The 22,709-nt window shown below is 70.1% G+C and carries 28 protein-coding genes; 16 read left to right on the top strand and 12 right to left on the bottom strand.

Annotated elements, in window-relative coordinates; translation table 11 throughout:
- Nucleotides 1-202: 202 nt before the first annotated feature.
- Nucleotides 203-1,456, bottom strand: coding sequence for a PTS transporter subunit EIIC (locus ACPEEZ_RS14280; protein WP_423920457.1), 1,254 nt, complete (start codon nt 1,454-1,456; stop codon nt 203-205).
- Between the two features lie 146 nt (nt 1,457-1,602).
- Between ACPEEZ_RS14280 and ACPEEZ_RS14275 the strand changes: the two genes are divergently transcribed.
- Together ACPEEZ_RS14275 and ACPEEZ_RS14270 are read left to right on the top strand one after the other, a co-directional pair.
- A complete protein-coding gene (locus ACPEEZ_RS14275) occupies nt 1,603-1,833 on the top strand; it encodes a glucose PTS transporter subunit EIIB (protein ID WP_423920454.1) in 231 nt (76 codons plus the stop codon).
- Complete coding sequence (locus ACPEEZ_RS14270) at nt 1,830-2,309, top strand: PTS sugar transporter subunit IIA (RefSeq protein ID WP_423920451.1); 480 nt, start codon at nt 1,830-1,832, stop codon at nt 2,307-2,309. Before ACPEEZ_RS14275 ends, ACPEEZ_RS14270 begins: the two co-directional genes overlap by 4 nt.
- An 18-nt stretch (nt 2,310-2,327) precedes the next feature.
- On the opposite strand, the gene ACPEEZ_RS14265 is transcribed toward ACPEEZ_RS14270, so the two are convergent.
- The 5 genes from ACPEEZ_RS14265 to ACPEEZ_RS14245 form a co-directional block, all read right to left on the bottom strand.
- Nucleotides 2,328-3,056 (bottom strand): GntR family transcriptional regulator, encoded by a 729-nt coding sequence (locus ACPEEZ_RS14265; protein ID WP_423920448.1) that lies wholly within the window; start codon nt 3,054-3,056, stop codon nt 2,328-2,330.
- A gap of 191 nt (nt 3,057-3,247) precedes the next feature.
- Nucleotides 3,248-4,789 (bottom strand): dihydrolipoamide acetyltransferase family protein, encoded by a 1,542-nt coding sequence (locus tag ACPEEZ_RS14260; protein ID WP_423920445.1) that lies wholly within the window; start codon nt 4,787-4,789, stop codon nt 3,248-3,250.
- 12 nt (nt 4,790-4,801) lie between these two features.
- The gene (locus tag ACPEEZ_RS14255; protein ID WP_423920442.1) at nt 4,802-5,839 is read right to left on the bottom strand and encodes an alpha-ketoacid dehydrogenase subunit beta; all 1,038 of its coding nucleotides are present in this window, start codon (nt 5,837-5,839) and stop codon (nt 4,802-4,804) included.
- Nucleotides 5,836-6,999, bottom strand: a complete 1,164-nt coding sequence (locus ACPEEZ_RS14250; RefSeq protein ID WP_423920440.1) for a thiamine pyrophosphate-dependent dehydrogenase E1 component subunit alpha — start codon at nt 6,997-6,999, stop codon at nt 5,836-5,838. Before ACPEEZ_RS14250 ends, ACPEEZ_RS14255 begins: the two co-directional genes overlap by 4 nt.
- A 30-nt stretch (nt 7,000-7,029) precedes the next feature.
- Nucleotides 7,030-8,100 carry a histidinol-phosphate transaminase gene (locus ACPEEZ_RS14245; RefSeq protein ID WP_423920437.1) on the bottom strand — a complete coding sequence of 357 codons (1,071 nt, stop codon included), beginning with the start codon at nt 8,098-8,100 and terminating at the stop codon, nt 7,030-7,032.
- A 54-nt stretch (nt 8,101-8,154) separates the two neighbouring features.
- Between ACPEEZ_RS14245 and ACPEEZ_RS14240 the strand changes: the two genes are divergently transcribed.
- The 3 genes from ACPEEZ_RS14240 to purB are packed head-to-tail and all read left to right on the top strand — an operon-like array spanning nt 8,155 to nt 10,447.
- Nucleotides 8,155-8,565 (top strand): phage holin family protein, encoded by a 411-nt coding sequence (locus tag ACPEEZ_RS14240; RefSeq protein ID WP_423920434.1) that lies wholly within the window; start codon nt 8,155-8,157, stop codon nt 8,563-8,565.
- Nucleotides 8,562-9,068, top strand: coding sequence for a low molecular weight protein-tyrosine-phosphatase (locus ACPEEZ_RS14235; protein ID WP_423920431.1), 507 nt, complete (start codon nt 8,562-8,564; stop codon nt 9,066-9,068). Before ACPEEZ_RS14240 ends, ACPEEZ_RS14235 begins: the two co-directional genes overlap by 4 nt.
- On the top strand, nt 9,065-10,447 hold the full coding sequence (gene purB / locus ACPEEZ_RS14230) for an adenylosuccinate lyase (protein ID WP_423920428.1): 1,383 nt from the start codon (nt 9,065-9,067) through the stop codon (nt 10,445-10,447). The genes ACPEEZ_RS14235 and purB overlap by 4 nt, the downstream gene beginning before the upstream one ends.
- Nucleotides 10,448-10,627: 180 nt before the next feature.
- Here purB and ACPEEZ_RS14225 read toward each other — a convergent pair whose 3' ends face one another.
- Nucleotides 10,628-10,873, bottom strand: a complete 246-nt coding sequence (locus tag ACPEEZ_RS14225; RefSeq protein WP_423920426.1) for a hypothetical protein — start codon at nt 10,871-10,873, stop codon at nt 10,628-10,630.
- On the bottom strand, nt 10,870-11,553 hold the full coding sequence (locus ACPEEZ_RS14220) for an HdeD family acid-resistance protein (RefSeq protein ID WP_423920423.1): 684 nt from the start codon (nt 11,551-11,553) through the stop codon (nt 10,870-10,872). Before ACPEEZ_RS14220 ends, ACPEEZ_RS14225 begins: the two co-directional genes overlap by 4 nt.
- A 275-nt stretch (nt 11,554-11,828) precedes the next feature.
- Between ACPEEZ_RS14220 and ACPEEZ_RS14215 the strand changes: the two genes are divergently transcribed.
- The gene (locus ACPEEZ_RS14215) at nt 11,829-12,929 is read left to right on the top strand and encodes a fatty acid desaturase family protein (protein ID WP_423924289.1); all 1,101 of its coding nucleotides are present in this window, start codon (nt 11,829-11,831) and stop codon (nt 12,927-12,929) included.
- 88 nt (nt 12,930-13,017) lie between these two features.
- Complete coding sequence (locus ACPEEZ_RS14210) at nt 13,018-13,353, top strand: hypothetical protein (RefSeq protein ID WP_423920421.1); 336 nt, start codon at nt 13,018-13,020, stop codon at nt 13,351-13,353.
- Nucleotides 13,354-13,440: 87 nt separating this feature from the next.
- Here the strand turns inward: ACPEEZ_RS14210 and ACPEEZ_RS14205 are convergent, their stop codons facing one another.
- Entirely contained in the window at nt 13,441-13,833 is a 393-nt protein-coding gene (locus ACPEEZ_RS14205; RefSeq protein WP_423920418.1) for a DUF4190 domain-containing protein, read from the bottom strand.
- Between the two features lie 174 nt (nt 13,834-14,007).
- Here ACPEEZ_RS14205 and ACPEEZ_RS14200 point away from each other — a divergent pair, with 174 nt between their 5' ends.
- Together ACPEEZ_RS14200 and ACPEEZ_RS14195 are read left to right on the top strand one after the other, a co-directional pair.
- Nucleotides 14,008-14,142 (top strand): hypothetical protein, encoded by a 135-nt coding sequence (locus ACPEEZ_RS14200; RefSeq protein WP_423920415.1) that lies wholly within the window; start codon nt 14,008-14,010, stop codon nt 14,140-14,142.
- A gap of 136 nt (nt 14,143-14,278) precedes the next feature.
- Nucleotides 14,279-15,445, top strand: a complete 1,167-nt coding sequence (locus ACPEEZ_RS14195) for an RtcB family protein (protein WP_423920412.1) — start codon at nt 14,279-14,281, stop codon at nt 15,443-15,445.
- Nucleotides 15,446-15,532: 87 nt separating this feature from the next.
- Here ACPEEZ_RS14195 and ACPEEZ_RS14190 read toward each other — a convergent pair whose 3' ends face one another.
- Nucleotides 15,533-15,700: a hypothetical protein gene (locus tag ACPEEZ_RS14190; protein WP_423920409.1), complete on the bottom strand. Its 168-nt coding sequence runs from the start codon at nt 15,698-15,700 to the stop codon at nt 15,533-15,535.
- Nucleotides 15,701-15,836: 136 nt separating this feature from the next.
- Between ACPEEZ_RS14190 and ACPEEZ_RS14185 the strand changes: the two genes are divergently transcribed.
- On the top strand, nt 15,837-16,424 hold the full coding sequence (locus ACPEEZ_RS14185; protein ID WP_423920406.1) for a DUF1349 domain-containing protein: 588 nt from the start codon (nt 15,837-15,839) through the stop codon (nt 16,422-16,424).
- A 12-nt stretch (nt 16,425-16,436) separates the two neighbouring features.
- Here ACPEEZ_RS14185 and ACPEEZ_RS14180 read toward each other — a convergent pair whose 3' ends face one another.
- Nucleotides 16,437-16,661 (bottom strand): hypothetical protein, encoded by a 225-nt coding sequence (locus tag ACPEEZ_RS14180; RefSeq protein ID WP_423920404.1) that lies wholly within the window; start codon nt 16,659-16,661, stop codon nt 16,437-16,439.
- A gap of 123 nt (nt 16,662-16,784) precedes the next feature.
- Entirely contained in the window at nt 16,785-17,357 is a 573-nt protein-coding gene (gene idi, locus ACPEEZ_RS14175; protein ID WP_423920401.1) for an isopentenyl-diphosphate Delta-isomerase, read from the bottom strand.
- Between the two features lie 18 nt (nt 17,358-17,375).
- Here idi and ACPEEZ_RS14170 point away from each other — a divergent pair, with 18 nt between their 5' ends.
- The 6 genes from ACPEEZ_RS14170 to ACPEEZ_RS14145 are packed head-to-tail and all read left to right on the top strand — an operon-like array spanning nt 17,376 to nt 22,692.
- The gene (locus ACPEEZ_RS14170; RefSeq protein WP_423920399.1) at nt 17,376-18,461 is read left to right on the top strand and encodes a polyprenyl synthetase family protein; all 1,086 of its coding nucleotides are present in this window, start codon (nt 17,376-17,378) and stop codon (nt 18,459-18,461) included.
- A complete protein-coding gene (locus ACPEEZ_RS14165; protein WP_423920396.1) occupies nt 18,458-19,366 on the top strand; it encodes a phytoene/squalene synthase family protein in 909 nt (302 codons plus the stop codon). Before ACPEEZ_RS14170 ends, ACPEEZ_RS14165 begins: the two co-directional genes overlap by 4 nt.
- Nucleotides 19,363-21,009 (top strand): phytoene desaturase family protein, encoded by a 1,647-nt coding sequence (crtI, locus tag ACPEEZ_RS14160; RefSeq protein ID WP_423920393.1) that lies wholly within the window; start codon nt 19,363-19,365, stop codon nt 21,007-21,009. The genes ACPEEZ_RS14165 and crtI overlap by 4 nt, the downstream gene beginning before the upstream one ends.
- A complete protein-coding gene (locus ACPEEZ_RS14155) occupies nt 21,009-21,383 on the top strand; it encodes a lycopene cyclase domain-containing protein (protein WP_423920390.1) in 375 nt (124 codons plus the stop codon). The genes crtI and ACPEEZ_RS14155 overlap by 1 nt, the downstream gene beginning before the upstream one ends.
- Nucleotides 21,380-21,799, top strand: a complete 420-nt coding sequence (locus ACPEEZ_RS14150) for a lycopene cyclase domain-containing protein (RefSeq protein ID WP_423920387.1) — start codon at nt 21,380-21,382, stop codon at nt 21,797-21,799. The genes ACPEEZ_RS14155 and ACPEEZ_RS14150 overlap by 4 nt, the downstream gene beginning before the upstream one ends.
- On the top strand, nt 21,796-22,692 hold the full coding sequence (locus ACPEEZ_RS14145) for a prenyltransferase (RefSeq protein ID WP_423920385.1): 897 nt from the start codon (nt 21,796-21,798) through the stop codon (nt 22,690-22,692). Before ACPEEZ_RS14150 ends, ACPEEZ_RS14145 begins: the two co-directional genes overlap by 4 nt.
- The last annotated feature ends 17 nt before the right edge of the window (nt 22,693-22,709 follow it).

Below are 22,709 nucleotides of genomic sequence, written 5' to 3'. Positions count from 1 at the left end.
TTCGCGCTGGTAGCGCGCGACACGCCGCGTCAGCGGGCCGGCGCACGCACAACGGTCGCGTTCTGCCCGGCCGACGCCGCCGACGTGGTCGCACAGTGCGACGGGGGTACCGCCGAAACCGGCGCACGATCTGTACGGGGCGGGAGAACGCAGGAGGCGCGGGGCGGGAAATCCCGCACCGCGCCTCCTGAGGGGGTCGCGTCTAGGCCTTGGTGGCGGCCTCGACGGACTCGGCCGCGTCGTCGTCCTCGCGGCCGGGCGTCTTCAGGTTCCAGCGCTTGATGACGAAGCTGAACAGGACGTAGTAGATCACGGCGTAGCCGAGCCCGATCGGGATCAGCCAGATCGAGTTCTGCGAGATGTTGAAGTTCAGGATGTAGTCGATCAACCCCGCCGAGAACGTGAACCCGGTGTGGATGTCGAGGGCGTTCACGAGCATCATCGACGTGCCGGTGAGCACGGCGTGGATGACGTAGAGCGGCCACGCGACGAACATGAACGAGAACTCGAGCGGCTCGGTGATGCCCGTGATGAAGGCGGTCAGCGCGGTCGACAGCATGATGCCGCCGATCAGCTTCTTCTTCTCGGGGCGGGCGTGGCGCCAGATCGCCAGGGCGGCGGCGGGGAGCGCGAACATGAAGATCGGGAAGAACCCGGTCATGAACACGCCGGCGCTCGGGTCGCCCGCGAAGAAGCGGTTCAGGTCGCCGCGGACGACGGTGCCGCTGGCGTTCGTGTAGTCGCCGACCAGGAACCACACGACCGAGTTGAGGATGTGGTGCAGGCCGGTCGGGATGAGCAGTCGGTTGACGACGCCGTAGACGCCGCTGCCGATCACGTTGTTCGAGGCGACCGCCTGGCCGATGCCGGTCAGCAGGTTGTTGAACAGCGGGTAGATGAACGACATCAGCACGCCGACGACGAGACCGGTGACGGCCGTGAGGATCGGCACCATGCGGCGGCCCGAGAAGAACCCGAGGAAGTCGGGCAGCTTCGTCCGGTAGAACCGCTGCCAGATCATCGCCGACAGCAGTCCCATGACGATGCCCGCCAGTACGCCGTAGTTGATCACCTCGGGGTCACCCGTCGGTGTCTCGCGCCCGGCGAGCACGACCGGCGACATGGCCTTGAAGACACCGTCGATGACCATGTAGCCGACGACCGCGGCGAGGGCGGTCGAGCCGTCGCTCTTCTTCGCCCAGCCGATGGCGATGCCGACCGCGAAGATCAGCGGCAGCCAGGTGAAGACGGCCTGGCCGGCCGCGCCGATGACGCCGGCGCCGGTCTCGAATCCCGGGATCGCGCCGAGCAGGTCCGTCTGCCCGAGTCGCAGCAGGATGCCGGCTGCGGGCAGCACGGCGATCGGCAGCATGAGGCTGCGGCCGAGTCGTTGCAGCACCGCGAACGCGGCCGACCCTCTCTTGGGCTTGGCGGGCGTCGCCTCGGTCGTCGTCATGGCAGGGTCCTCTCGTCGGTGAAAGCCGCGGATCGGTTCAACCGGTCCTGTCTGGTCATGACCAGCGAGTGGTAGTTTCCTCAGACCGCAACCTGGTGTCAACTAGAGAGACCGGGATCGACCCCGCGCAACGAAGGAGCAACGCCATGTCGAAAGCACAGGACATGATCGACGGACTCGGCGGCGCCGACAACATCGACGAGATCGAGGGCTGCATCACGCGCCTCCGCACCGACGTGAAGGACGCCTCGCTCGTCGACGAGAAGGCGCTCAAGGCCGCCGGTGCGACCGCCGTCGTCACGGTCGGCACGAGTGTCCAGGTCATCGTCGGCACGATCGCCGACTCGCTGGCGGAAGACATCCAGGACCTGCTGTGACGTCGGTCGTCTCGCCGACCGACGGCACGGTCGTCGCCCTCGGCGACGTGCCCGACCCCGTCTTCGCCGGGCAGCTCGTCGGCGCCGGCGTCGCCGTGCAGCCGGCTGGCGACACCGAGAGCCCAGGAGGCACGGGTCGCCTCGTCCGCGTCGTCTCGCCCCTCGCGGGCGAGATCGTCAAGCTCCATCCGCACGCGTTCGTCGTCGTGGGGGAGTCGGGCACGGGCGTGCTCGTGCACGTCGGCATCGACACGGTGAAGCTCGCGGGCCAGGGCTTCGAGCTCGCCGTCGCCGAGGGCGCGACCGTCGCCCGGGGCGAGCTGGTCGTCTCGTTCGACCCCGCCGTCGTCCAGGCGGCGGGCTACTCGAGTGTGATCCCCGTGGTGGTGCTCGATTCGCCGGCCGACTCGGTCGACCAGGCCGCCGTCGGCTCGACCGTCGCGTCGGGCGACCCGCTGTTCGACCTCCCGGCCTGACCGACGGTCCCGACCGGCTCAGCCGTGCCGCGCCGACACCTGCATGGTCACGCGGTAACGGTCGGCGCGGTACCAGCTCTTGGCGTGCTCGACGGGGGTGGCGTCCGAGAACGAGACGCGGTCGAAGAACAGAACGGGTGCCCCGGAGCGGGTGCCGAGCAGTGTCGACAAGTCGACCCGTGCCTCCTCGGCGCTGACGGTCTGCGTGGCGTGCGTGATCGAGAGAGCGTAGTCGCGCTCGAACGTGCCGTAGAGCGAGCGGCTCAGGTCGCGGTCGAGCAGCCCGGGGAGCAGGGCGGCGGGGTACCAGCCGTCGTCGATGCTGACCGGTTCGCCGTCGGCCAGGCGCAGCCGCCGCACGTGCAGGGCGAGCTCGCCGTCGTCGAGGCCCAGCGCCGTCGCGGTGTCGTCGGGCGGCACGGCCTGCTGCTTGGCGAGCACGACCGTGCTGGGCACGTGGCCGAGCGACGTCATCTCGTCGGTGAACGAGGCGAGGTGCAGGGTCGACTGCACGGCGCGGTGCGCGACGAAGGTGCCCTTGCCGCGGGAGCGCGTGAGCCAGCCCTCGTTGACCAGCTGACCGATCGCCTCGCGCACGGTGATGCGACTGACGCCGAACTCGACCATGAGCTGGCGCTCGCTGGGGATCATCGCGCCGGCCGGCAGCTCGTCGCTGGCCCGTTGCTGCAGGATGCGCCGCAGCTGCTCGTGCTTCGGCACGGCTCCGTCGACGAGAGGGGTGGTCATGGCGGCCTTTCGCGGGCCCGCGGCTCGGTGGTCCGGTCCGGACGGGACCTGTCGTTCGATCGACCCTAGCGCGCGCGACGGCCCGGCCTCAGCCCCTCATCGGAGGTTCACAGAGAGGGCAGTTCACGGGGACGGGGAAGGGCCTGCCGGCGATGCGCGGCAGGCCCTTCGACTCGATCCGACCGATCTCGTCAGTCGAGCAGCAGAGCCGGCTCTTCGAGCACGCTCGCGACGTCGGCCACGAAGCGGCTCGCCACGTCGCCGTCGACCACGCGGTGGTCGAAGCTCGCACCGATCGTCGTGACCATGCGCGAGCGCACCTCGCCGTCCACGACCCACGGCTTCTGCTTGATCGTGCCGAGCGCGACGATCGCCACCTCGCCCGGATTGAGGATCGGCGTGCCGGTGTCCATGCCGAAGACGCCGATGTTCGTGATGGTGATCGTGCCGTCGGCCTGGTCGGCCGGGGTCGTCTTGCCGTCGCGCGCCGTCAACGTCAGCTGCTCGAGGGCCTGGGCGAGTTCGAGCAGGCTCATCGACTGGGCCTCCTTGACGTTCGGCACGATCAGCCCGCGCGGCGTGGCCGCGGCGATGCCGAGGTTGACGAAGTGCCGCACCAGGATCTCTTTGTCGGTCCACGCGGAGTTGACCATCGGGTTGCGCCGCACCGCCCAGATGATGGCCTTGGCCATGATCAGCAGCGGCGACACCTTCACACCCGCGAACTGCGTGGACGACTTGAGGCGCTTGACGAACTCCATCGTGCGGGTCGCGTCGACGTCGACGAACAGGCTCACGTGCGGCGCGGTGAACGCGCTCGACGTCATCGCCTTCGCGATCGCCTTGCGGACGCCCTTGACCGGGATGCGCTCGATGCGCTCCTCGCTCCACTCGGGCGTCTCGATGTTGCGGAACAGGCTGGCCTGCTTCGCGTGCCGCACGACGTCGTCGCGGGTGACCTCGCCGGCGAGACCCGTGGGCTGCACGGTCGTGAGGTCGACCTCCAGGTCTTTCGCGAGCTTGCGGATCGGCGGCTTCGCGATGATCGGCAGGGCCTGCGCCGCGGGGACGCTCGTCGTCGGCCGGCGGCGGGCCTGCTCGGCGACGCGCAGCTGGCGGGCGTCGACCTCGCCCTTGCTCGGACGACGTCGACGCGTCGCGCCGTGACCGCCCGCGGCGCCGTAGCCGACCAACACGGCACCCGAGCCGGTGTCGGCCTCGGCCGGGGTCGAGGCGATCGAGCCGGTCTCGCCGTCCGCGCTCAGCGCGTCGGCCGAGCGGGTCGCCGTCGCGGCGGGGGCCGGCGTCGAGGATGCCGACGAGGCAGGAGCCGAGGAGGCGGTGGCCGGGGAGGCGACCGTCTCGTCACCGTGACGGGCGCGCTGGGCCGAGAGCGCCTCCTCGTTCTGCGAGATGATCTGCGCGGTGCGGGCGAGCCCGCCGCTCTCGACGGACTCGGCCTCGGCCGCGCGCGAGGACGGCGTCGCCGGGGAGTCGCCGCCGCCGATCGTGATGATCGGGGTGCCGACGTCGACGGTCGTGCCCGACTCGACGAGGATGCGGTCGACGACGCCGGCGAACGGCGACGGCAGCTCGACGAGCGACTTGGCCGTCTCGATCTCGACGAGTACCTGGTTGATCTCGACGGTGTCGCCCGAGGCGACCTTCCACTCGACGATCTCGGCCTCGGTCAGACCTTCTCCGACGTCGGGCAGTGCGAATTCGTTCGTCATGTCGCTGTTCTCCTAGTACGCGAGCGCGCGGTCGACGGCCTCGAGCACACGATCGGCGTCGGGCAGGTACTGCGTCTCGAGCTTCGCGGGCGGGAAGGGGGTGTCGAACCCGCTGACCCGCAGCACCGGCGCCTCCAACGAGTAGAACGCCTTCTCGGCTACGGTCGCGGCGATCTCGGAGCCGACGCTGACGAAGCCGGGGGCCTCCTGAGCGACGACCAGGCGACCGGTCTTGCGGACCGACTCGAGGATCGGCGCGTAGTCGACGGGCGACAGGCTGCGAAGGTCGACGACCTCGACCGAGATGCCCTCGGCGGCGGCGATCTCGGCGGCCTGCAGCAGCACGCTCACCATCGCTCCGTGGCCGAGCAGCGTCACCTCGGTGCCCGTTCGGACGACGCGGCTCGCGTGCAGCGGCGCCTGCGGGCTCGAGAAGTCGACCTCGCCCTTGGGCCAGTACCGGCTCTTGGGCTCGAAGAACATGACGGGGTCGTTCGAGGCGATGGCCTCCTGGATCATCCAGTAGGCGTCGTGGGGTGTGCTCGGGCTGACGACGCGGAGACCCGCGGTGTGCGCGAAGTACGCCTCGGGGCTCTCCTGGTGGTGCTCGACCGCGCCGATGTGCCCGCCGTAGGGCACGCGGATGACGACCGGCATGCTCATCTGGCCCTCGTGGCGGTTCGTCAGCTTCGCGAGCTGCGACGTGATCTGGTCGAAGCCCGGGTAGATGAAGCCGTCGAACTGGATCTCGACGACGGGACGGAACCCACCCATGGCGAGCCCGATCGCGGTGCCGACGATGCCCGACTCGGCGAGCGGCGTGTCGATGACGCGGTTCGCGCCGAACTCGGCCTGCAGACCCTCGGTGACACGGAAGACACCGCCGAGCGTGCCGATGTCCTCGCCCATGAGCAGCACGCGCGGGTCGTCGGCCATGGCCTTGCGGAGACCCGCGTTGATGGCCTTGCCGAGCGGTAGGGTCTCGCGGCGCGGCGCCGCGGGCTCCGCCGAGGAGGCGGTGGTGTCGGTGGTCGTGGCGATGTCGGTCATGCGCGTGCTCCGTCCGTGTCGGCGCCGTCGAAGCCGTGCTCGTACTGGGCCAGCCACTCCTTCTGCTCGCGCATCAGGGGGTGGGGCTCGGAGTAGACGTGGTCGAACATGAGCGACGGCTCGGGGTTCGGCAGCGCGAGGGTGCGGCGACGCAGGTCGGCGCCGAGGTCGTCGCAGAGCGTCTCGAGCTCGGCGAAGAACACATCGGACTCGCCACGACCGCGCAGGTACGTCTCGAAGCGTGCGATCGGGTCGCGGGCGATCCACGACTGCAGCTCGTCGTCGGTGCGGTACTTCGTCGGGTCGTCCGACGACGTGTGGGCGCCGATGCGGTAGGTGAGCGCCTCGATGAAGCGGGGGCCGCCGCCCGTGCGCGCGGCGTCCAGGTCGCGGCGGCTGACCGCGTAGCTGGCCAGCACGTCGTTGCCGTCGATCTGGGTGCCGGGGATGCCGAAGCCGCCCGCGCGGTGCACGAGCGGGGTGCGCGACTGACGCGACACCGGCACGCTGATGGCCCACTGGTTGTTCTGCAGGAAGAACAGCTCGGGCGCCTGGAAGCTCGCGGCGAAGACCATGGCCTCGTTCACGTCGCCCTGGCTGGTCGCGCCGTCGCCGAAGAAGGTGACGACGGCCTCGTCGGTCTCGACCGCACCCGTTCCGGTCTTGCCGTCGAGGGTGAGGCCCATCGCATAGCCCGTGGCGTGCAGCGTCTGCGAGCCGATCACGAGCGTGTAGATGTGGAAGTTCTGGTGCTCCGCCGGGTTCCAGCCGCCGTGGGTGTGGCCGCGGAGCAGGCGGAGGATGTCGACCGGGTCGATGCCGCGGGCCATCGCGACCGCGTGCTCGCGATACGACGGGAAGATGTGGTCCTGTGGGCGCGAGGCGTGAGCGAGACCGACCTGGGCCCCCTCCTGCCCGTGGCTCGGCACCCAGAGGGCGAGTTGGCCCTGTCGGGCGAGCGCGGCGGCCTCGCGGTCGAAGCGCCGGGTCAGCACCATGTCGCGATGGAACGACCTCAGCTGCTCGTCGTCGAGGGCGTCGACGTACGGCTGGAACTCGGCCGTCGCGTCGGATTGCACGACCTGACCGGTCGGCGACAGCAATTGGACGGGTGAGACGGTGTCGACGGCACCGCCGTCGAGTGCTTCGGAAGAAGACATGACGACCAATCTATAGAGCGGTATATGCCCTTACGGTGATGTGATTCTGAGGGCCTGCTGGGCGGCGTGCAACAGTTTGTCGACCGACGACGGCTCGCCGATCGTGATGCGGATGCCCTCGGGAGCGAACGGCCGGACGACGATGCCGTGGTCGGCGAACACCTCGGCCGCGGCGGCCGTGTGCTCGCCGGTGTCGAGCCAGATGAAGTTGCCCTGCGCGACCGGCGGCTGCCAGCCCTGGTCGACGAGGGCCTGACGCACCTGGTCGCGCAGCAGCACGATGCGGTCGACGCGGGCGAGCAGCTCGTCGGCGTGCTCGAGCGACGCGACCGCCGCGGCCTGGCCCTGCTCGGTGACCGAGAGGGCGAGTGCCGTCGAGCGGGCGGCGTCGAGCACCGAGGAGGCGCCGATCGCGTACCCGACGCGGAGTGCGGCGAGCCCGTACGCCTTCGAGAACGTGCGCAGCACGACGAGGTTGGGGTGCCGCTCGAGCAGGGACGGGCCGTCGACGGCCGACTCGTCGGTGACGAACTCGGCGTAGGCCTCGTCGAGCAGCACGAGCAGCGTCTCGGGCACGGCGGCCATGAACGCCTCGAACTCGCGCGTCGTCACGACGACGCCCGTGGGGTTGTTGGGCGAGCAGACGATCACGACGCGGGTGCGGTCGGTGACGGCGGCTGCCATGGCATCGAGGTCGTGCCCGCCGTCGGCCCGGTTGGGGACCTGCACGCTCGTCGCGCCCGACACCGTCACGAGACCGGGGTAGGCCTCGAACGAGCGCCACGAGTAGACGACCTCGTCGCCGACCGTCGCAGCGGCGTTGATGAACTGCGAGACGAGCGAGAGCGAGCCCGCACCGACGTGGATCTCGTCCGGGGTGACGCCGAACTTCGCGGCCAGAGCCAGGCGCAGCGGAGCGGCCGACGCGTCGGGGTAGCGGTTGATCGACGCGGCGCCGCGGAGTGCGTCGAGCACGGCCGGCAGCGGCTCGAACGGGTTCTCGTTCGACGACAGCTTGAACGCGTCGGGCGCCGCCTGCTTGCCCTGCCGGTAGGGCGGCAGCGCGGCGATCTCGGGGCGGAGGCGAACGGGGCTGGTCACCCGACCAGACTACGGGCTACCGCCGACCCGGCCCGTGTCGGCATGATGGGGGTCATGACACGATTCCTCGTCCGGCTCGTGATCAACGCCGTGGCACTCTGGCTCACCACGTTGATCGTCTCGGGGGTGTCCGTCACCCCCTACGGCTCGGGCGGCACGCTCGAGACCGTGCTGACCTTCCTCCTGGTGGCCTTCATCTTCGGTGTCGTGAACGGCATCGTCGGCACGGCGATCCGGGTGGTGGCCTTCCCCCTGTACATCCTGACGCTGGGGCTGATCTCGTTCATCGTGAACGGTCTCCTGCTGCTGCTCGTCGCCTGGGTCTCCGGTCTGATCGGCTTCGGCCTGGTGGTCGACGGGTTCTGGTGGGGCGTCCTCGGTGCGCTCGTGCTGGCGATCCTCGCCTGGCTGATCGGCATCGTGGTCCGCCCCGTCGTCGGCCGCCAGGGCGACCGCCGCAGGTGAACCGCTTCAGCGTCTGCTTCGTCTGCACCGGCAACATCTGCCGGTCGCCGATGGCCGAGACCGTCTTCCGGCAGATTGCGGAGCGCTCGGGACACGGCGACCACATCGAGGTGACCTCGGCCGGCACGGGCGACTGGCACGTCGGCGAGGGCGCCGACCCGCGCACCGTCGAGGCGCTGCGACGGCGCGGCTACGATGGGTCGCGGCATCGGGCGAAGCAGTTCGAGGCCGACGACTTCGGCCGCTACGACCTCGTGGTGGTCTTCGATCGCGGCCACGAGCGCATCCTCCGGGCCTGGGCCGGCGACGACGCCGACCGGTCGAAGGTGCAGCTGCTGCTGAGCTTCGACCAGGAGGCGGCGGCCGCCGCGGGCGGCACGGACGTGCCCGACCCCTACTATTCGGACGCCGCGATGTTCGACAGCGTCCTCGACCTCGTCGAACGCGCCTCCTCGTCCCTCTTCACGCAGATCGAACCCGCACTACGACAAGGACGCGCATGAGCCTCCCCCCTCAGCCCCTCAGCCCTCTCGACGGCCGGTACCGCGCCTCCGTCGGCTCGCTCGGCGACCATCTCAGCGAGGCCGGTCTCAACCGGGCGCGGGTGCACGTCGAGGTCGAGTGGCTGATCGCGCAGACCGACCGCTCGCTGTTCGGGTCGACGCCGCTGACGGCCGACCAGAACGAGGCGCTGCGAGCCATCGTCACCGGGTTCGACCAGACGGCGATCGACGAGCTCGCCGCGTTCGAGGCGACGACGCGTCACGACGTCAAGGCGGTCGAGTACTACGTCCGCGCCCGGCTGACCGAGCTGGGGCTCGACTCGATCGCCGAGCTGACGCACTTCGCCTGCACGAGCGAGGACATCAACAACCTCTCGTACGCGGTGACCGTCAAGGCCGCCGTGTTCGACGTCTGGCTGCCGGCGTTCGACGCCGTCGTCGCTGCCCTCACCGAGCGCGCCACCGGCTCGCGTGACGTGCCGATGCTCGCCCACACGCACGGTCAGCCCGCCACCCCGACGACCGTCGGCAAGGAGTTCGCCGTCTTCGTCCACCGCCTGCAGCGCTTGCGGGCGCAGATCGTGGGCAGCGAGTTCCTCGGCAAGTTCAGCGGAGCGACCGGCACGTTCTCGGCGCACGTCGTCGCCGAGCCGTCGCTCGACTGGCCCGAGGTCGCGCGCGAGTTCGTCGAGGACCGCCTCGGGCTCACGTTCAACCCGCTGACGACGCAGATCGAGTCGCACGACTGGCAGGCCGAGCTGTACTCCCGCGTCGCGCACGCGAACCGCGTGCTGCACAACCTCGCGACCGACGTGTGGTCGTACATCTCGATGGGTTACTTCACGCAGATCCCGGTGGCGGGGGCGACCGGCTCGTCGACGATGCCGCACAAGATCAACCCGATCCGGTTCGAGAACGCCGAGGCGAACCTCGAGCTGTCGTCGGCCCTGTTCGACTCGCTCGCCTCGACCCTGGTGACCTCGCGCCAGCAGCGCGACCTCACCGACTCGTCGAGCCAGCGCAACATCGGCGTCGCGTTCGGCCACTCGATGCTCGCGCTCGACAACCTGCGGCGCGGGCTGGGTGAGATCGCGGTCGGCACCGTCGCGCTCGAGGCCGACCTCGACGGCAACTGGGAGGTGCTGGCCGAGGCGATCCAGACCGTCATCCGCGCCGAGATCACGGCCGGACGTTCGTCGATCAGCGACCCGTACGCCCTGCTCAAGGAGCTGACGCGCGGCAAGCGCACCGGGCAGGCCGAGCTGGTCGCGTTCGTCGAGGGGCTCGACATCGGCGACGACGCGAAGGCACGGCTCGTGGCGCTGACGCCCGCGACGTACACCGGCATCGCGAGCGAGCTGGTCGACCGCCTGGCGTAGCGGCGGCTGCGCGCGCGTACCGCAGGATGGTCGCAAATGTGCGACCATTCCTTGCGGCGAGGCGCCGACACGCCGCTCACGTGGCGGTTGCGGCGCGAAACGGTCGCACATTGCGAAGGATTCGGCGGGGCAGAGCCGCAGAGCCCAGGAGGCGCGGTGCACGGCCCGACGCCGGTCGCGTCAGTGCGCGGACGGCCTGTTCTCGTCGTCGATCTCGTGTCGCTCGTCGTCGTTCGGCTTCGCGGCCAGCGCCAGCATGGCGATGACGACGAGCGCGACGATGAAGCCGACGCAGGTGAAGATCAGGGCGAGGTTGAACTCGCGGGTCGACAGCAGCACGACGATGCCGACGAAGAGGGCGAAGACGGCGGAGAGCCCGAGGAACTCGGCGGGACGGACGCGTTCGCGCCAGGTGGGTTGGGTCATGACGTGCTCACTCCGGATGTCGTGCGTTCTTCGGCCATCGGCGGGTGGCCGGTGCCCCACTTGAGCGAGAGGCCCGCGATCACGAGGAACACCCCGACGAGGGCTCCATAGGCACCGAGGATGCCCACGAGCACGATCGACGAGGTCAGCTCGCCGCTGACCTTCTCGATGCCGCCGAGCTGCTCCGAGTAGTCGGGCGGCACGGCGACGAAGACCGCACCGAGCACCAGCGTGATGACGCCGATGCCGATCCAGTCGCGGGCGAGCGGAGAGCGGCGTCGGCGACGCAGACCGGTCACGAGTTCGAGGGCTCCGGTGACGATGGCGAAGCCCGAGACGAGGGCGACCAGCACGGGCAGGCCGCCGCCGGAGAAGACGAGGGCGAGCGCGCCGACGACGATGCCGACGGCCCCCTGCAGCACGCCGATCGTGCGGGTCGACGGGTCGTGCGCGAGGCGGAGGGCCGAGCCGACGGCGATGATCGCCCCGGCCACGAGGGCGGCCGCACCGAACGCGAGCAGCCCGACGCGGGGTGAGTGATCGGACGAGAACGTGATGACCGCACCGAGGACGAGCAGCGGCACGGCGCGGGCGATGAGCACCGGCCAGTAGCGCGAATCGGTCGAGGGGTCGCGTCGTGCGGGTTCGGGCGGCACGGGGCCGGACGGCGCAGCAGGCACGAGACCTCTTTCGGGATGCGGGGGGAACAGCGGGGAGTTTACCGCCCCTACCTTCACGACCTCTTCACGCGTGTCTCACCCGAGCCTCCCAGCACGAACCGCTACGTTCACCACAACTGCCCGACGCACCGGTCGATCAGAATCCCGCCTCGTCGCGGGTCCGACCCACCGTTAGGCGGCAGTTCGTGTCCACAGCCCTACCCCTCGCACCGGCCGCTCCCGGTCTGCATCGTCCGTCCGTGCGCTCGTCCGGCGGTCGTACGCCCGAGGCCGCCATGGCCGACATCGTCGGCGGCAAGACCGCTCCCGCCGGGTTCCGCGCGACCGAGGCCGGCGGCACGACCAAGCCGACCAGCACCTACTCGTCCCTGCTCGCCTCGGTGAAAGAGGCCGGGCTGCTCAAGCGCCGCACCGGTTTCTACGTGACCGTGTTCGTGGTCATCACGCTCTGCCTCGCGGGGGCCGGCACCGGCTTCGTCCTGCTCGGGTCGAGCTGGTTCCAGCTGCTCATCGCGGGCGCACTCGGCATCATCTTCACCCAGTACGCGTTCCTGACCCACGAGGCCGCGCACCGCCAGGTGTTCGCCTCCGGCACGCACAACGACCGCGTCGGTCGCGTGCTCGCCGCCGGCGTCGTCGGCATCAGCTACGCGTGGTGGATGAACAAGCACAGCCGGCACCACGCCAACCCGAACACCAAGGGCAAAGACCCCGACATCGCGTTCGACACGATCTCGTTCCTCGAAGAGGACGCCGCCAAGCAGCGCGGCCTGATGGGCTTCGTCACGCGTCGTCAGGGTTATTTCTTCTTCCCGTTGCTGCTCGCCGAGGGCGTCAACCTGCACGTCACGTCGTTCCGCACCCTCGTCGGCCGCGAGAAGGTCGAGGGCCGTGCGCTCGAGATCACGCTGATCGTCATCCGCCTTGCGCTGTACTTCGGTGTCGTCTTCACCTTCCTGCCGCTCGGCATGGCGTTCGCGTTCGTGGGTGTGCAGATGGCCGTCTTCGGCCTCTACATGGGCTCGTCGTTCGCGCCGAACCACAAGGGCATGCCGATCATCCCCGAGGGTGCTCGCGTCGACTTCCTGTCGAAGCAGGTGCTCACGTCGCGTAACATCCGCGGTCGCTTCGCCACCGCGTTCATGGGCGGGCTCAACTTCCAGATCGAGCACCACCTCTTCCCGAGCATGGCGCGCCCGCACCTGCGTGCGGCGAGCCGTCTCGTCAAGGCGCACTGCGCCTCCCACGACATCCCGTACACCGAGACGACCGTCGTCAAGTCGTACGGCATCGTGATCCGCTACCTCAACCGCGTCGGCCTGTCGGCTCGCGATCCGTTCGACTGCCCGGCCGCTCGCTCCCTTCGCCCTCGCTGAGCATCGTGCCTCGATCCCGTCAAGGGGTGACGAAGGAGGCGCGGGCGGGGTTGGCTGGAGATCGATGGTCGAGAAGGGGTCACCAGTCATGAGGAGCATCCACTACGCCGACGGCGTGATCGTGACGGGCGACGACATCGCCGACGCCGTCATCGTCTATGCCGAGGCGCTCGCGCGCTCGTCCCGGGCCGACACCATCGACATCCCCGTGCGGATGCCGAGCGGTGAGGTGGGGCGGTCGCAGATCCTCGTGGGGCCGGCCAGTCAGCTCGTCATCGTGCCGAGCCCGGCCGGGGTCGACGAGATCGTGGACGCCGAGATCGTCCGCGACCTGCACGCCAAGGCGGAGCGCCTCAACCAGCCGTCACCCGTCAGCGAGCACCGCGACGACACGGACACGATCGACCTCGACTTCGAGGACTAGATCGGCCGGGGTCTCAGCCCTCCTCGACGCCGCGACCCGGCAGCTCGCGAACACCGACGGCTGAGTCGTAAGGGTTGGTGTGCGTCGTCAGGTGGTGCTGGTGGAGACGCTGGCGATTCCGAGGAAGCCGATGCCGAGGACGAAGATCACGAGGATCGCCCAGCCGAGGACGAACAGCCCGTTGAGGATGAGGCCGGTGACCGCCATGCCGCGCCCCGCGGGTTCTTTCCGGAGGCCGACGATGCCGAGGATGAACCCGATGATCGGCACGACGAACGTGAAGCCGGCGAACACCGACACGAGACCGAGCACCATGCTCGCGATGCTGAGGCCGCGGGGCGGAGCCGGCTGATACCCGACGACGACGTGCTGCGGGTACCCCTGCTGCGGCGCGTACTGGCCGTTCCAGGAGGCCTGCTGGCCGTTCGGCTGCCCGTACGGCCCGCTCGGATACCGCTGCGGTGACTGCTCGTTCGACATGGCTCCCCCTGGTCGTGATCGCTTTTCGGACCCGACCCTAGCGGACGGCCCCGGCGTCGCCCACGAATCGGATCTGGACAGCGACACGCCCGGGCTGTACTGTCGCAATCCGTGCCGACAGTCGGCACACCCGTCGCCTCGTCGACGTCGAGCCCCGCAGAGAGAGGACGCACCGTGTCGAACAGCACCTTGACCGACAACCGTGCACCGCGCCTCCTCGACGGCCACGGTCGTTCCTGGTACCCCGAGCAGGTCCGCCTGCCCGGCAACCAAGAGCAGACCACGCTCGAACTCGACACCCTCTCGTAGGCCGCGCGCGTCACCCGACGCCCCGGAGCCCCGCGAGGGCCGGGGCGCATCTCTCGCATCCACCGACACTGCAGGGTCGGCGTGCGTCCGTCCGCCCCGGACGACGACACCCACCCCACAGAGGACCGAGAGGACCATGGAGAAGATCACTGCCCGGCTGTTCAGCTGGGCGAGCCTGCTCGAGGAGAAGACCGAGCAGCAGGCCCGGACGACATCGACGATGCCGTTCATCTACCCGCACCTGGCACTGATGCCCGACGCCCACCTGGGTCTCGGCGCGACCGTCGGGTCCGTCATCCCGACGCTCGGCGCCGTGATGCCGGCCGCTGTCGGCGTCGACATCGGCTGCGGCATGATCGCCGTGCGCACGCAGTTCACGGCGGCCGACCTGCCGGCCGACCGCAGGCCGCTGCGCGAGCAGATCGAGCGGGCGGTGCCCACCTCGGCCGGTGTCAACAACCGCACGGTCGTGGCCACGGCCGAGCCGCGCGTCGCGGAGCTCGAGGCGCTCGCGGCCGAGGCGGGGTTCGACCCCGCGGCGTACGCCCGTAACTGGACCCTGCAGCTCGGCACGCTCGGGAGCGGCAACCATTTCATCGAGGTCAGCCTCGACGAGGCGGACGCCGTCTGGCTGTTCCTGCACTCGGGTAGCCGGGGCGTGGGCAACAAGATCGCACAGACGCACATCACGGTCGCCCAGGAGGCCATGAAGCGCTGGTGGATCACCCTGCCCGACCCCGATCTCGCGTATCTCGTCGAGGGCACCGTCGAGTTCGACCGGTACATCGCCGAGCTGAACTGGGCACAGCACTTCGCCCTGCTCAACCGCGAGGAGATGATGGATCGGGTGATCCGCCAGTTCGCCGAGTGGATCGGCACGCCGGTGGAGGAGCAGGAGCGGATCAACTGCCACCACAACTTCACGCAGCGGGAGCGGCACTTCGGCAAGGACGTCTGGCTGAGCCGCAAGGGTGCCATCTCGGCGCGGGCGGGGCAGGCCGGGTTGATCCCCGGCAGCATGGGCACCGCGTCGTACGTGGTCGAGGGCACGGGTAACCCCGTCGCCCTGCAGTCGTCGCCGCACGGTGCCGGCCGGGCCTACTCGCGGAGCGCCGCCCGCAAGAAGTTCACACACGACGAGCTGCGGGCAGCGATGGTCGGCATCGAGTACCGCGACACCGATGCCTTCCTCGACGAGATCCCCGCGGCGTACAAGTCGATCGACCAGGTCATGGCCGACGCCGCGGATCTCGTGACGATCCGGCACACGCTGCGCCAGATCGTCAACGTGAAGGGCGACTAGCGAGCCAGCCGGAGGCGCGGGTCGGGTCCTCGAGACCCGGCCCGTGCCTCCGGTGCACCTGCGTGCTGCGGGCAGCGCGTCTGCACGTCACCACGCGTTGTCCGTGTCGAGGTGCAGGTCGTCGATGCGCCAGACGCGGTCGTCGCCTCGTCGGAGTCGGAAGCGATAGGCCCCGGTCCCGACGAGGGAGGGTGAGTCCGCGTCGCCGACGGAGGTGAGGAGGAGGTAGGCCTCCACCTGCAGCGTGTCGAACACCAGATCGACCTCGCGGGAGGAACTCCTCGTGCCGGCCCGATGCGATCGCGATCACGCGAGCGCCCCGCCACTTCGCCAAGCGGTCGTCCCCGGCGACATGGTCGATCTCCCTCTGTACAGACGTACGCTCGGCGTCATGACCGACATCGACTGGAACGCCGGCACGTGGACGACTCCCCCCTCGTCCGTGGACGTGAGCGACGACGGCATGCTCGTCGTCGCCGTCGAGGGCAGCGACGCCTGGCGCACGACTTCCTACGGCTTCATCCACGACACGGAGCACGCCCTTCTCGCGCCCGTCGGCCAAGACACCGCGGTCGAGGTGTCGTTCCGCCTCGACTTCTCCGCCCAATTCGATCAGGCCGGGATCTTCCTCAAGGTCGACGACGCGACCTGGATCAAAGCCGGAGTCGAACGCAGCGACGGCGAGAACGGTCTCGGCGCCGTGGTCACCCGCGGTGTGTCCGACTGGTCCCTGTCGCCGGTCCCCGGCTGGCACGGTCGACTCGTCACGATCCGCGCCAGCCGCTCCGGGGATGCCGTGACCATCCGCGCACGAGTGGACGACGAGCCATGGCGCCTGGTCCGGGTGGCACCCCTTGACCCAGCGGCCCTGGTGACCGCGGGGCCGATGTGCTGTGCCCCGTCACGAAGCGGCTTCGCCGTGCTGTTCACCGCATGGCGGACCGGGCCAGCCGACACAAGCCTCCACCCCGACGGCTAGGGCCTCCGGCGCTCACGACGGGCGGACCGCCCCCTTGCCCTCCTCGAAGAAGTCGGCGTAGCGGATGCGGGCGTCGCGGGCTGCCGCGACGCCCGCATCGCGCGAGCGTCGCGTGACGGGTGGGCGCGGGTCGTCAGGCCTGCCGAGACCGGTCGGCGGCTTCTGGCCGTGTGGCTTCGCGTAGGCGTGGATGCGGATCGGCTCCGTCGCCGGATCGCTCTCGTACGCGCTGCTCATGGCCCCTCCCTCGACGGGCGCCGGGTCTCGACGCTCACCTTGGGATTGACCCTAAACCGGTGTACCCCTCCGTCGTCAGGGGTTGTCACACGGCCGTCGATGGGCTAGGTGAGCAGCCTCGGGCTAGTGCTGCGGCCACGCCTCGAGTTGCCAGCCGAGCCACGGGCTGAATGCGAACGGCGCGGCGGCGACGGCACGACGCAGTTCGCCGGGATCGACCCAGGCCCACTCGGCGACCTCGTCGGGCGACGGGTCGGGATCGCCCGACACCGTCGCCGTGAACACCGGGCAGATCTCGTTCTCGACCACTCCGGAGGCGTCGGTCGCCAGATACCGGAAGTCGGGCAGCACGCTGGTCACGTCCGACACCGCGATGCCCAGCTCTTGGAAGGCGCGGCGCTCGACGGCGGCGGCCGGTGTCTCGCCCGGGGACGGGTGCCCGCAGAACGAGTTCGTCCAGACCCCCGGCCACGTCTTCTTCGTCAGCGCACGGCGCGTGACGAGCGTCCGTCCGTCGGGGCGGATGACGTGGCAGCTGAAGGCCAGGTGCAGGGGCGTCGCGGTCGTGTGCACGGTCGCCTTCGGCGTCGTCCCGATCGGCGTCCCGTCGTCGTCGAGCAGTACCACGACCTCGTCGTCGATGCTCGCCGTGAGGCCGTGACTGGCCTGTGGATGAGCAGGTGTCTGCGGAGTCATGAGCGCTAGTCTGCCTGAGTGGATGGAGAACACCGGCATGCACCGGCGCCGGAGCACACGGACGCCGTGATGCAGAAGCGCGTCGACGCCGTGCTGAACGAGTTCTTCACCCTGGCCAAGCGCCGGGCCGGCGCGGTGGGCTCCCACTACGTCGACCTGTGGTCCGTCCTCGAGCGCAACAGCGCCGGCGGCAAACGGTTCCGGCCGCGCATGGTGCAGACGGCCTACGAGGCCCTCGGCGGCCGCGACGTCGATGCCGCGGCCCGCGTCGGTGCCTCGTTCGAGCTGCTGCACACCGCCCTCATCGTGCACGACGACGTCATCGACCGCGACTACTCGCGGCGCGGTATCCCCAACGTCTCGGGCAGCTACCGTGACACCGCCACGACGGCGGGCATCCCCACGCCCGCGGCCGAACACCGGGGCATGTCGGCCGCCGTCATCGCGGGCGACCTGGCCCTCACCGGCGCGAGCCGCCTGTTGCTCGCCGTCGAGTGCGACGGCGGCGTGCGCACCCGCCTGCTCGACATCCTCGACGAGGCCGTCTTCGCGAGCGCCGGCGGCGAGATGGTCGACGTCGAGTTCTCGCTCTCGCCCGAACTGCCCACCGTCGACGAGATCCTCGACATGGAGCGCGCCAAGACCGCCGTGTATTCGTTCGAGGCCCCGCTGCAGGCCGGTGCCGTGCTGGCGGGCGCGTCCGACGACGTCATCGCGGCCCTCGGCGACTTCGGCCGCGAGGTGGGCACGGCTTATCAGGTCGTCGACGACCTGCTCGGCGTCTTCGGTGTCGAGGCCGACACCGGCAAGACGACGACGGGCGACCTGCGCGAGGGCAAGCGCACCGTGCTCGTCGCGCACGCGGCGACGACCGACGAGTGGTTCGCCATCCGACCGTTCATCGGCAAGTCCGACCTCACCGACGCCGAGGCCGAGCACGTCCGCGGGCGCCTCGAGTCGTGCGGCGCCCGCGCCTTCGCCGAGGGTCTCATCGAGCAGCACGCCCGACGCGCCCTCGACGTGCTCCGCCGACCCCTGATCGACGACCGGCTGCGCGACGCCCTCACCCCCGTGGTCGACACCGTGCTGGAGCGCGTCCGATGACGGGTCTGCCGCTCTACGACGCCGTGGCCGACCAGACCGCGTCGGGTGTCATCAAGCGCTACTCGACGTCCTTCGGACTGGCGTCCCGACTGCTCGGCGACGGTGTGCGACAGCACGTCGAGAACGTCTACGCGCTCGTGCGGGTGGCCGACGAGATCGTCGACGGCCCTGCCCACGAGGCCGGGCTCGACGCCGACGCGGCGGCCCGCTGCCTCGACGACCTCGAGCACGAGACCGAGCGGGCCATGCTCGAGGGCTTCAGTTCGAACCTCGTCGTGCACGCCTTCGCCCGCACGGCGCGTGCCTCGGGCTTCGGCGCCGAGCTCACCCGACCGTTCTTCGCGTCGATGCGCGTCGACCTCAGCGCGACCGAGCACGACGACGAGTCGTTCGCCCGCTACGTCTACGGCTCGGCCGAAGTGGTCGGCCTGATGTGCCTGCGGGCGTTCATCCGTGACGAGGCGTTCCCGGCCTCGACGGTCGTGGCCCTCGAGGCCGGAGCATGCGCACTCGGTGCCGCGTTCCAGAAGGTCAACTTCCTCCGCGACCTCGCGGCCGATTTCGAGCAGCTCGGTCGCAGCTACTTCCCCGGCGTCGACGTCGTCTCGTTCGACGAGGCCACGAAGCGTCGTCTCGTCGACGACATCGACCACGACCTGCGCGTCGCCGGCGAGATCATCCCCGTGCTGCCGGTGTCGTCGCGACGGGCGGTCGCGCTCGCCCACGGCCTGTTCGCGGAGCTGAACCGACGTCTCGAGGCGACCCCCGCCTCCTCGTTGATCCACACGCGCGTGCGCGTGCCCAACCCCGTCAAGCTGCGCATCGCGGCCGGGGCCGCCCTCGGCCGGGTCATGCCGGTGCCCGACGAACGGCCCCCGGGTCGGAACCACCAGGAGGCACGATGACGGTCGACCCGGCAGCGACCGACGGCGAGAGCGTGCGTCGCAACGGGCGGCGCGTCGTCGTCGTGGGCGGCGGCATCAGCGGTCTGGCCTCGGCGGCGCTGCTGGCCCGCGAGGGTCACGACGTGACCGTGCTCGAGAAGAACGCGGCCGTCGGCGGGCGCGCCGGGTCGTGGGAGCACGAAGGGTTCCGCTTCGACCTCGGCCCGAGCTGGTACCTCATGCCCGAGGTGTTCGACCACTTCTTCAAGCTCATGGGCACGTCGTCCGACGAGCAGCTCGACCTCGTCCCGCTCGACCCCGGCTACCGCGTGCTGTTCGAGCCGACGCCGGGCGACGAGGCGGCGGGTGCGCCGATCGACGTTCCTCGCGGGCTCGAAGAGAACATCGCGCTGTTCGACGCGGTCGAGCCGGGCAGCGGCGCGCGGCTGCGGCGGTATCTGCGCTCGGCCCGCGACACGTACGACATCGCCAAGCGGAGGTTCCTCTACACGTCGTTCGGCAGCCTCGTGCCCCTGCTGCGCGGCGACGTGATCGTGCGCCTGCCGAAGCTGATGCGCCTGCTGCTGCAGAACCTCGACTCGTTCGCGTCGCGCACGGTGAGCGACGCGCGGTTGCGGCAGATCCTCGGGTACCCGGCCGTCTTCCTGGGCTCGTCGCCGTTCCAGACGCCGAGCATGTACCACCTCATGAGCACACTCGACCTCGACGACGGCGTGCTCTACCCGCAGGGCGGGCTGATCACGGTCATCGAGCGCATCGCCGCGGTCGCCGAGAAGGCGGGCGTCCGCATCGTCACGGAGGCGCGGGTCACCGCCATCGAGACGGTCCCGGTCACGGGCGAGAGCGGCCGGTCGGCCCGGGTCAGTGGTGTCTCGTACGTCGACGCCGCCGGGGGCCGGCACACCCTCGACACCGACGTCGTGGTCGGAGCCGCCGACCTCGAGCACACCGAGACGCAGCTGCTGCCCTCGAACCTGCAGACGTACCGCCCCTCGTACTGGAAGACGCGCAACCCCGGCCCGTCGGCCCTGCTGCTGTACCTCGGCGTCGAGGGCGAGCTGCCGCAGCTCGAACACCACACCCTGCTGTTCGCGAACGACTGGCACGAGAACTTCGACCGCATCTTCGGTGAACACAAGCGCATCCCGGACCCGCCGTCGCTCTACGTCTGCAAGCCGAGCACGGTCGATCCGAGCACGGCGCCCGCCGGTCACTCGAACCTGTTCGTGCTCGTCCCGCTGCCGGCCGACCCGGCCCTCGGGCGTGGCGACGTCGACGGCGACGGCGACCCGCTGATCGAGCGCCTGGCCGATCAGGTCATCGCGCAGATCGCCGACTGGGCGGGCATCCCCGACCTCGCGTCGCGCATCGTCGTGCGGCGCACCCGCGGCCCGCGCGACTTCGTCGACGACGTCAACGCGTGGAGCGGCAGCATGCTCGGCCCCGCCCACACCCTGTCGCAGAGCGCGATGTTCCGGTCGGGCAACGTGTCGAAGCGGGTGCGCGGCCTGTTCTACGCCGGTGGGTCGGTGCGTCCCGGCATCGGGCTGCCGATGTGCCTGATCAGCGCCGAGGTCCTGCTGAAGAACATGCGCGGCGACACGAGCACCGAGCCGCTGCCCGAGCCCGCGCCCGCCGTCTGATGGGTGTCCTGTACCTCGTCGCCCTCGGCATCGCCCTGTTCGGCATGGTGATGCTCGATCGACGCTTCACGCTGTTCTTCTGGCGCGACCCCGCGCGCGCCTTCGTGACGCTGCTCGTCGGCGTCGTGTTCTTCGTCATCTGGGACCTGGTCGGCATTGACCTCGGTATCTTCTTCCGCGGTGAGACGTCGTTCATGACCGGTGTGCAGCTCGCGCCCGAGTTGCCGCTCGAGGAGATCTTCTTCCTCACGCTGCTGTGCTACCTGACGATGAACCTGCTCGAGGGCGGGCGGCAGATCGTGGCCCGCCGACTCGAGGTCCGCCGCCCGGGCGTCGAGGCCGGCACCCCCTCCGAGGGTGGGTCGGCATCGTGACGTACTGGGCCGTGAACGCGGTGTTCTTGGGGCTCGTGGCCGCGATCGGTCTCGCGGCGCTGGTCGTGGGCTGGTTCCGGAACCGGCACCGCGCCTCCTCGGCGCCCCTCGCGCGGCGCGCCCGTCTCGGCGGTGCCGCGCTCGCCGTGGTCGTCCTGCTCGTGATGACGGCCGTGTTCGACAACATCATGATCGGCGTGGGGCTGGTCGGCTACGACGAGTCGCGCATCAGCGGCGTCTTCGTCGGCATCGCGCCGCTCGAGGACTTCGCGTACGCCATCGCCGCGCTGGCGCTGCTGCCGAGCGTGTGGGTGCTGCTCGGCGGGCCCAAGCGCCCCCGTGACGGCGGAGGCGGCCGTGGTGACGGCCGCGTCGATGCCGGCGGCGACCCGGTACAGAAGGAGGCGCGTCCGTGAACACGCTCAAGGCCCTGTTCGTCTCGTCCCGGCCCCTGAGCTGGGTCAACACCGCCTTCCCGTTCGCGGCCGCGTACGTCTTGACGTCGGCGTCGCGCGGGGGCTCGTTCGACTTCTCGTCCGTGCCGTGGGTGATCGCGGTCGTCGGCATCGTGTACTTCCTGATCCCCTACAACCTGGCGATGTACGGCATCAACGACGTCTTCGACTACGAGAGCGACCTGCGCAACCCGCGCAAGGGCGGCGTCGAGGGCGCACTGCTCGACCGCAGCATGCACCGCACCACCCTGCGCGCGGTCGTCGTCACGAACGTGCCCTTCCTGGTGTTCCTGATCGCGATCGGCAGCCCGCTCAGCTGGCTCGTCCTGGCGATCAGCGTCTTCGCCGTGATCGCCTACTCGGCCCCGGGGCTGCGCTTCAAGGAGCGCCCGTTCGTCGACTCGCTCACGTCGAGCACCCACTTCGTCAGCCCGGCCGTCTACGGCCTCGTGCTCGCCGGAGCGACGTTCACCCCCGCGCTGTGGGCGCTGCTCGGCGCGTTCTTCCTCTGGGGGGTGGCGAGCCACGCGTTCGGCGCCGTGCAGGACGTCATCGCCGATCGCGAGGGCGGCATCGCGTCCGTCGCGACCGTGATCGGCGCACGCGCGACCGTCCGGCTGTCTGTCGTCGTGTACCTGCTCGCCGGGGTGCTGCTCACGTTCACCGACTGGCCGGGGCCCGCGGCGGCCGTGCTCACCCTGCCGTACGCGATCAGCTGCGCCCCGTGGTGGAACGTCACGGATGCCGAGGCCGAGGGGGCGAACCGCGGCTGGAAGCGGTTCCTGCTGCTGAACTTCGTCGTCGGGTTCGCGACGACGATGCTGCTGATCTGGTGGGTCGCGCTGCAGGGGTGAGCTGTGTGCGACGTGTC

This window comes from Frigoribacterium sp. 2-23, from assembly GCF_049601585.1.
Taxonomy (GTDB): domain Bacteria; phylum Actinomycetota; class Actinomycetes; order Actinomycetales; family Microbacteriaceae; genus Frigoribacterium.
The sequence above is the reverse complement of the archived record's forward strand: the minus strand, read 5'-3'. Positions and strand labels throughout refer to the sequence as shown.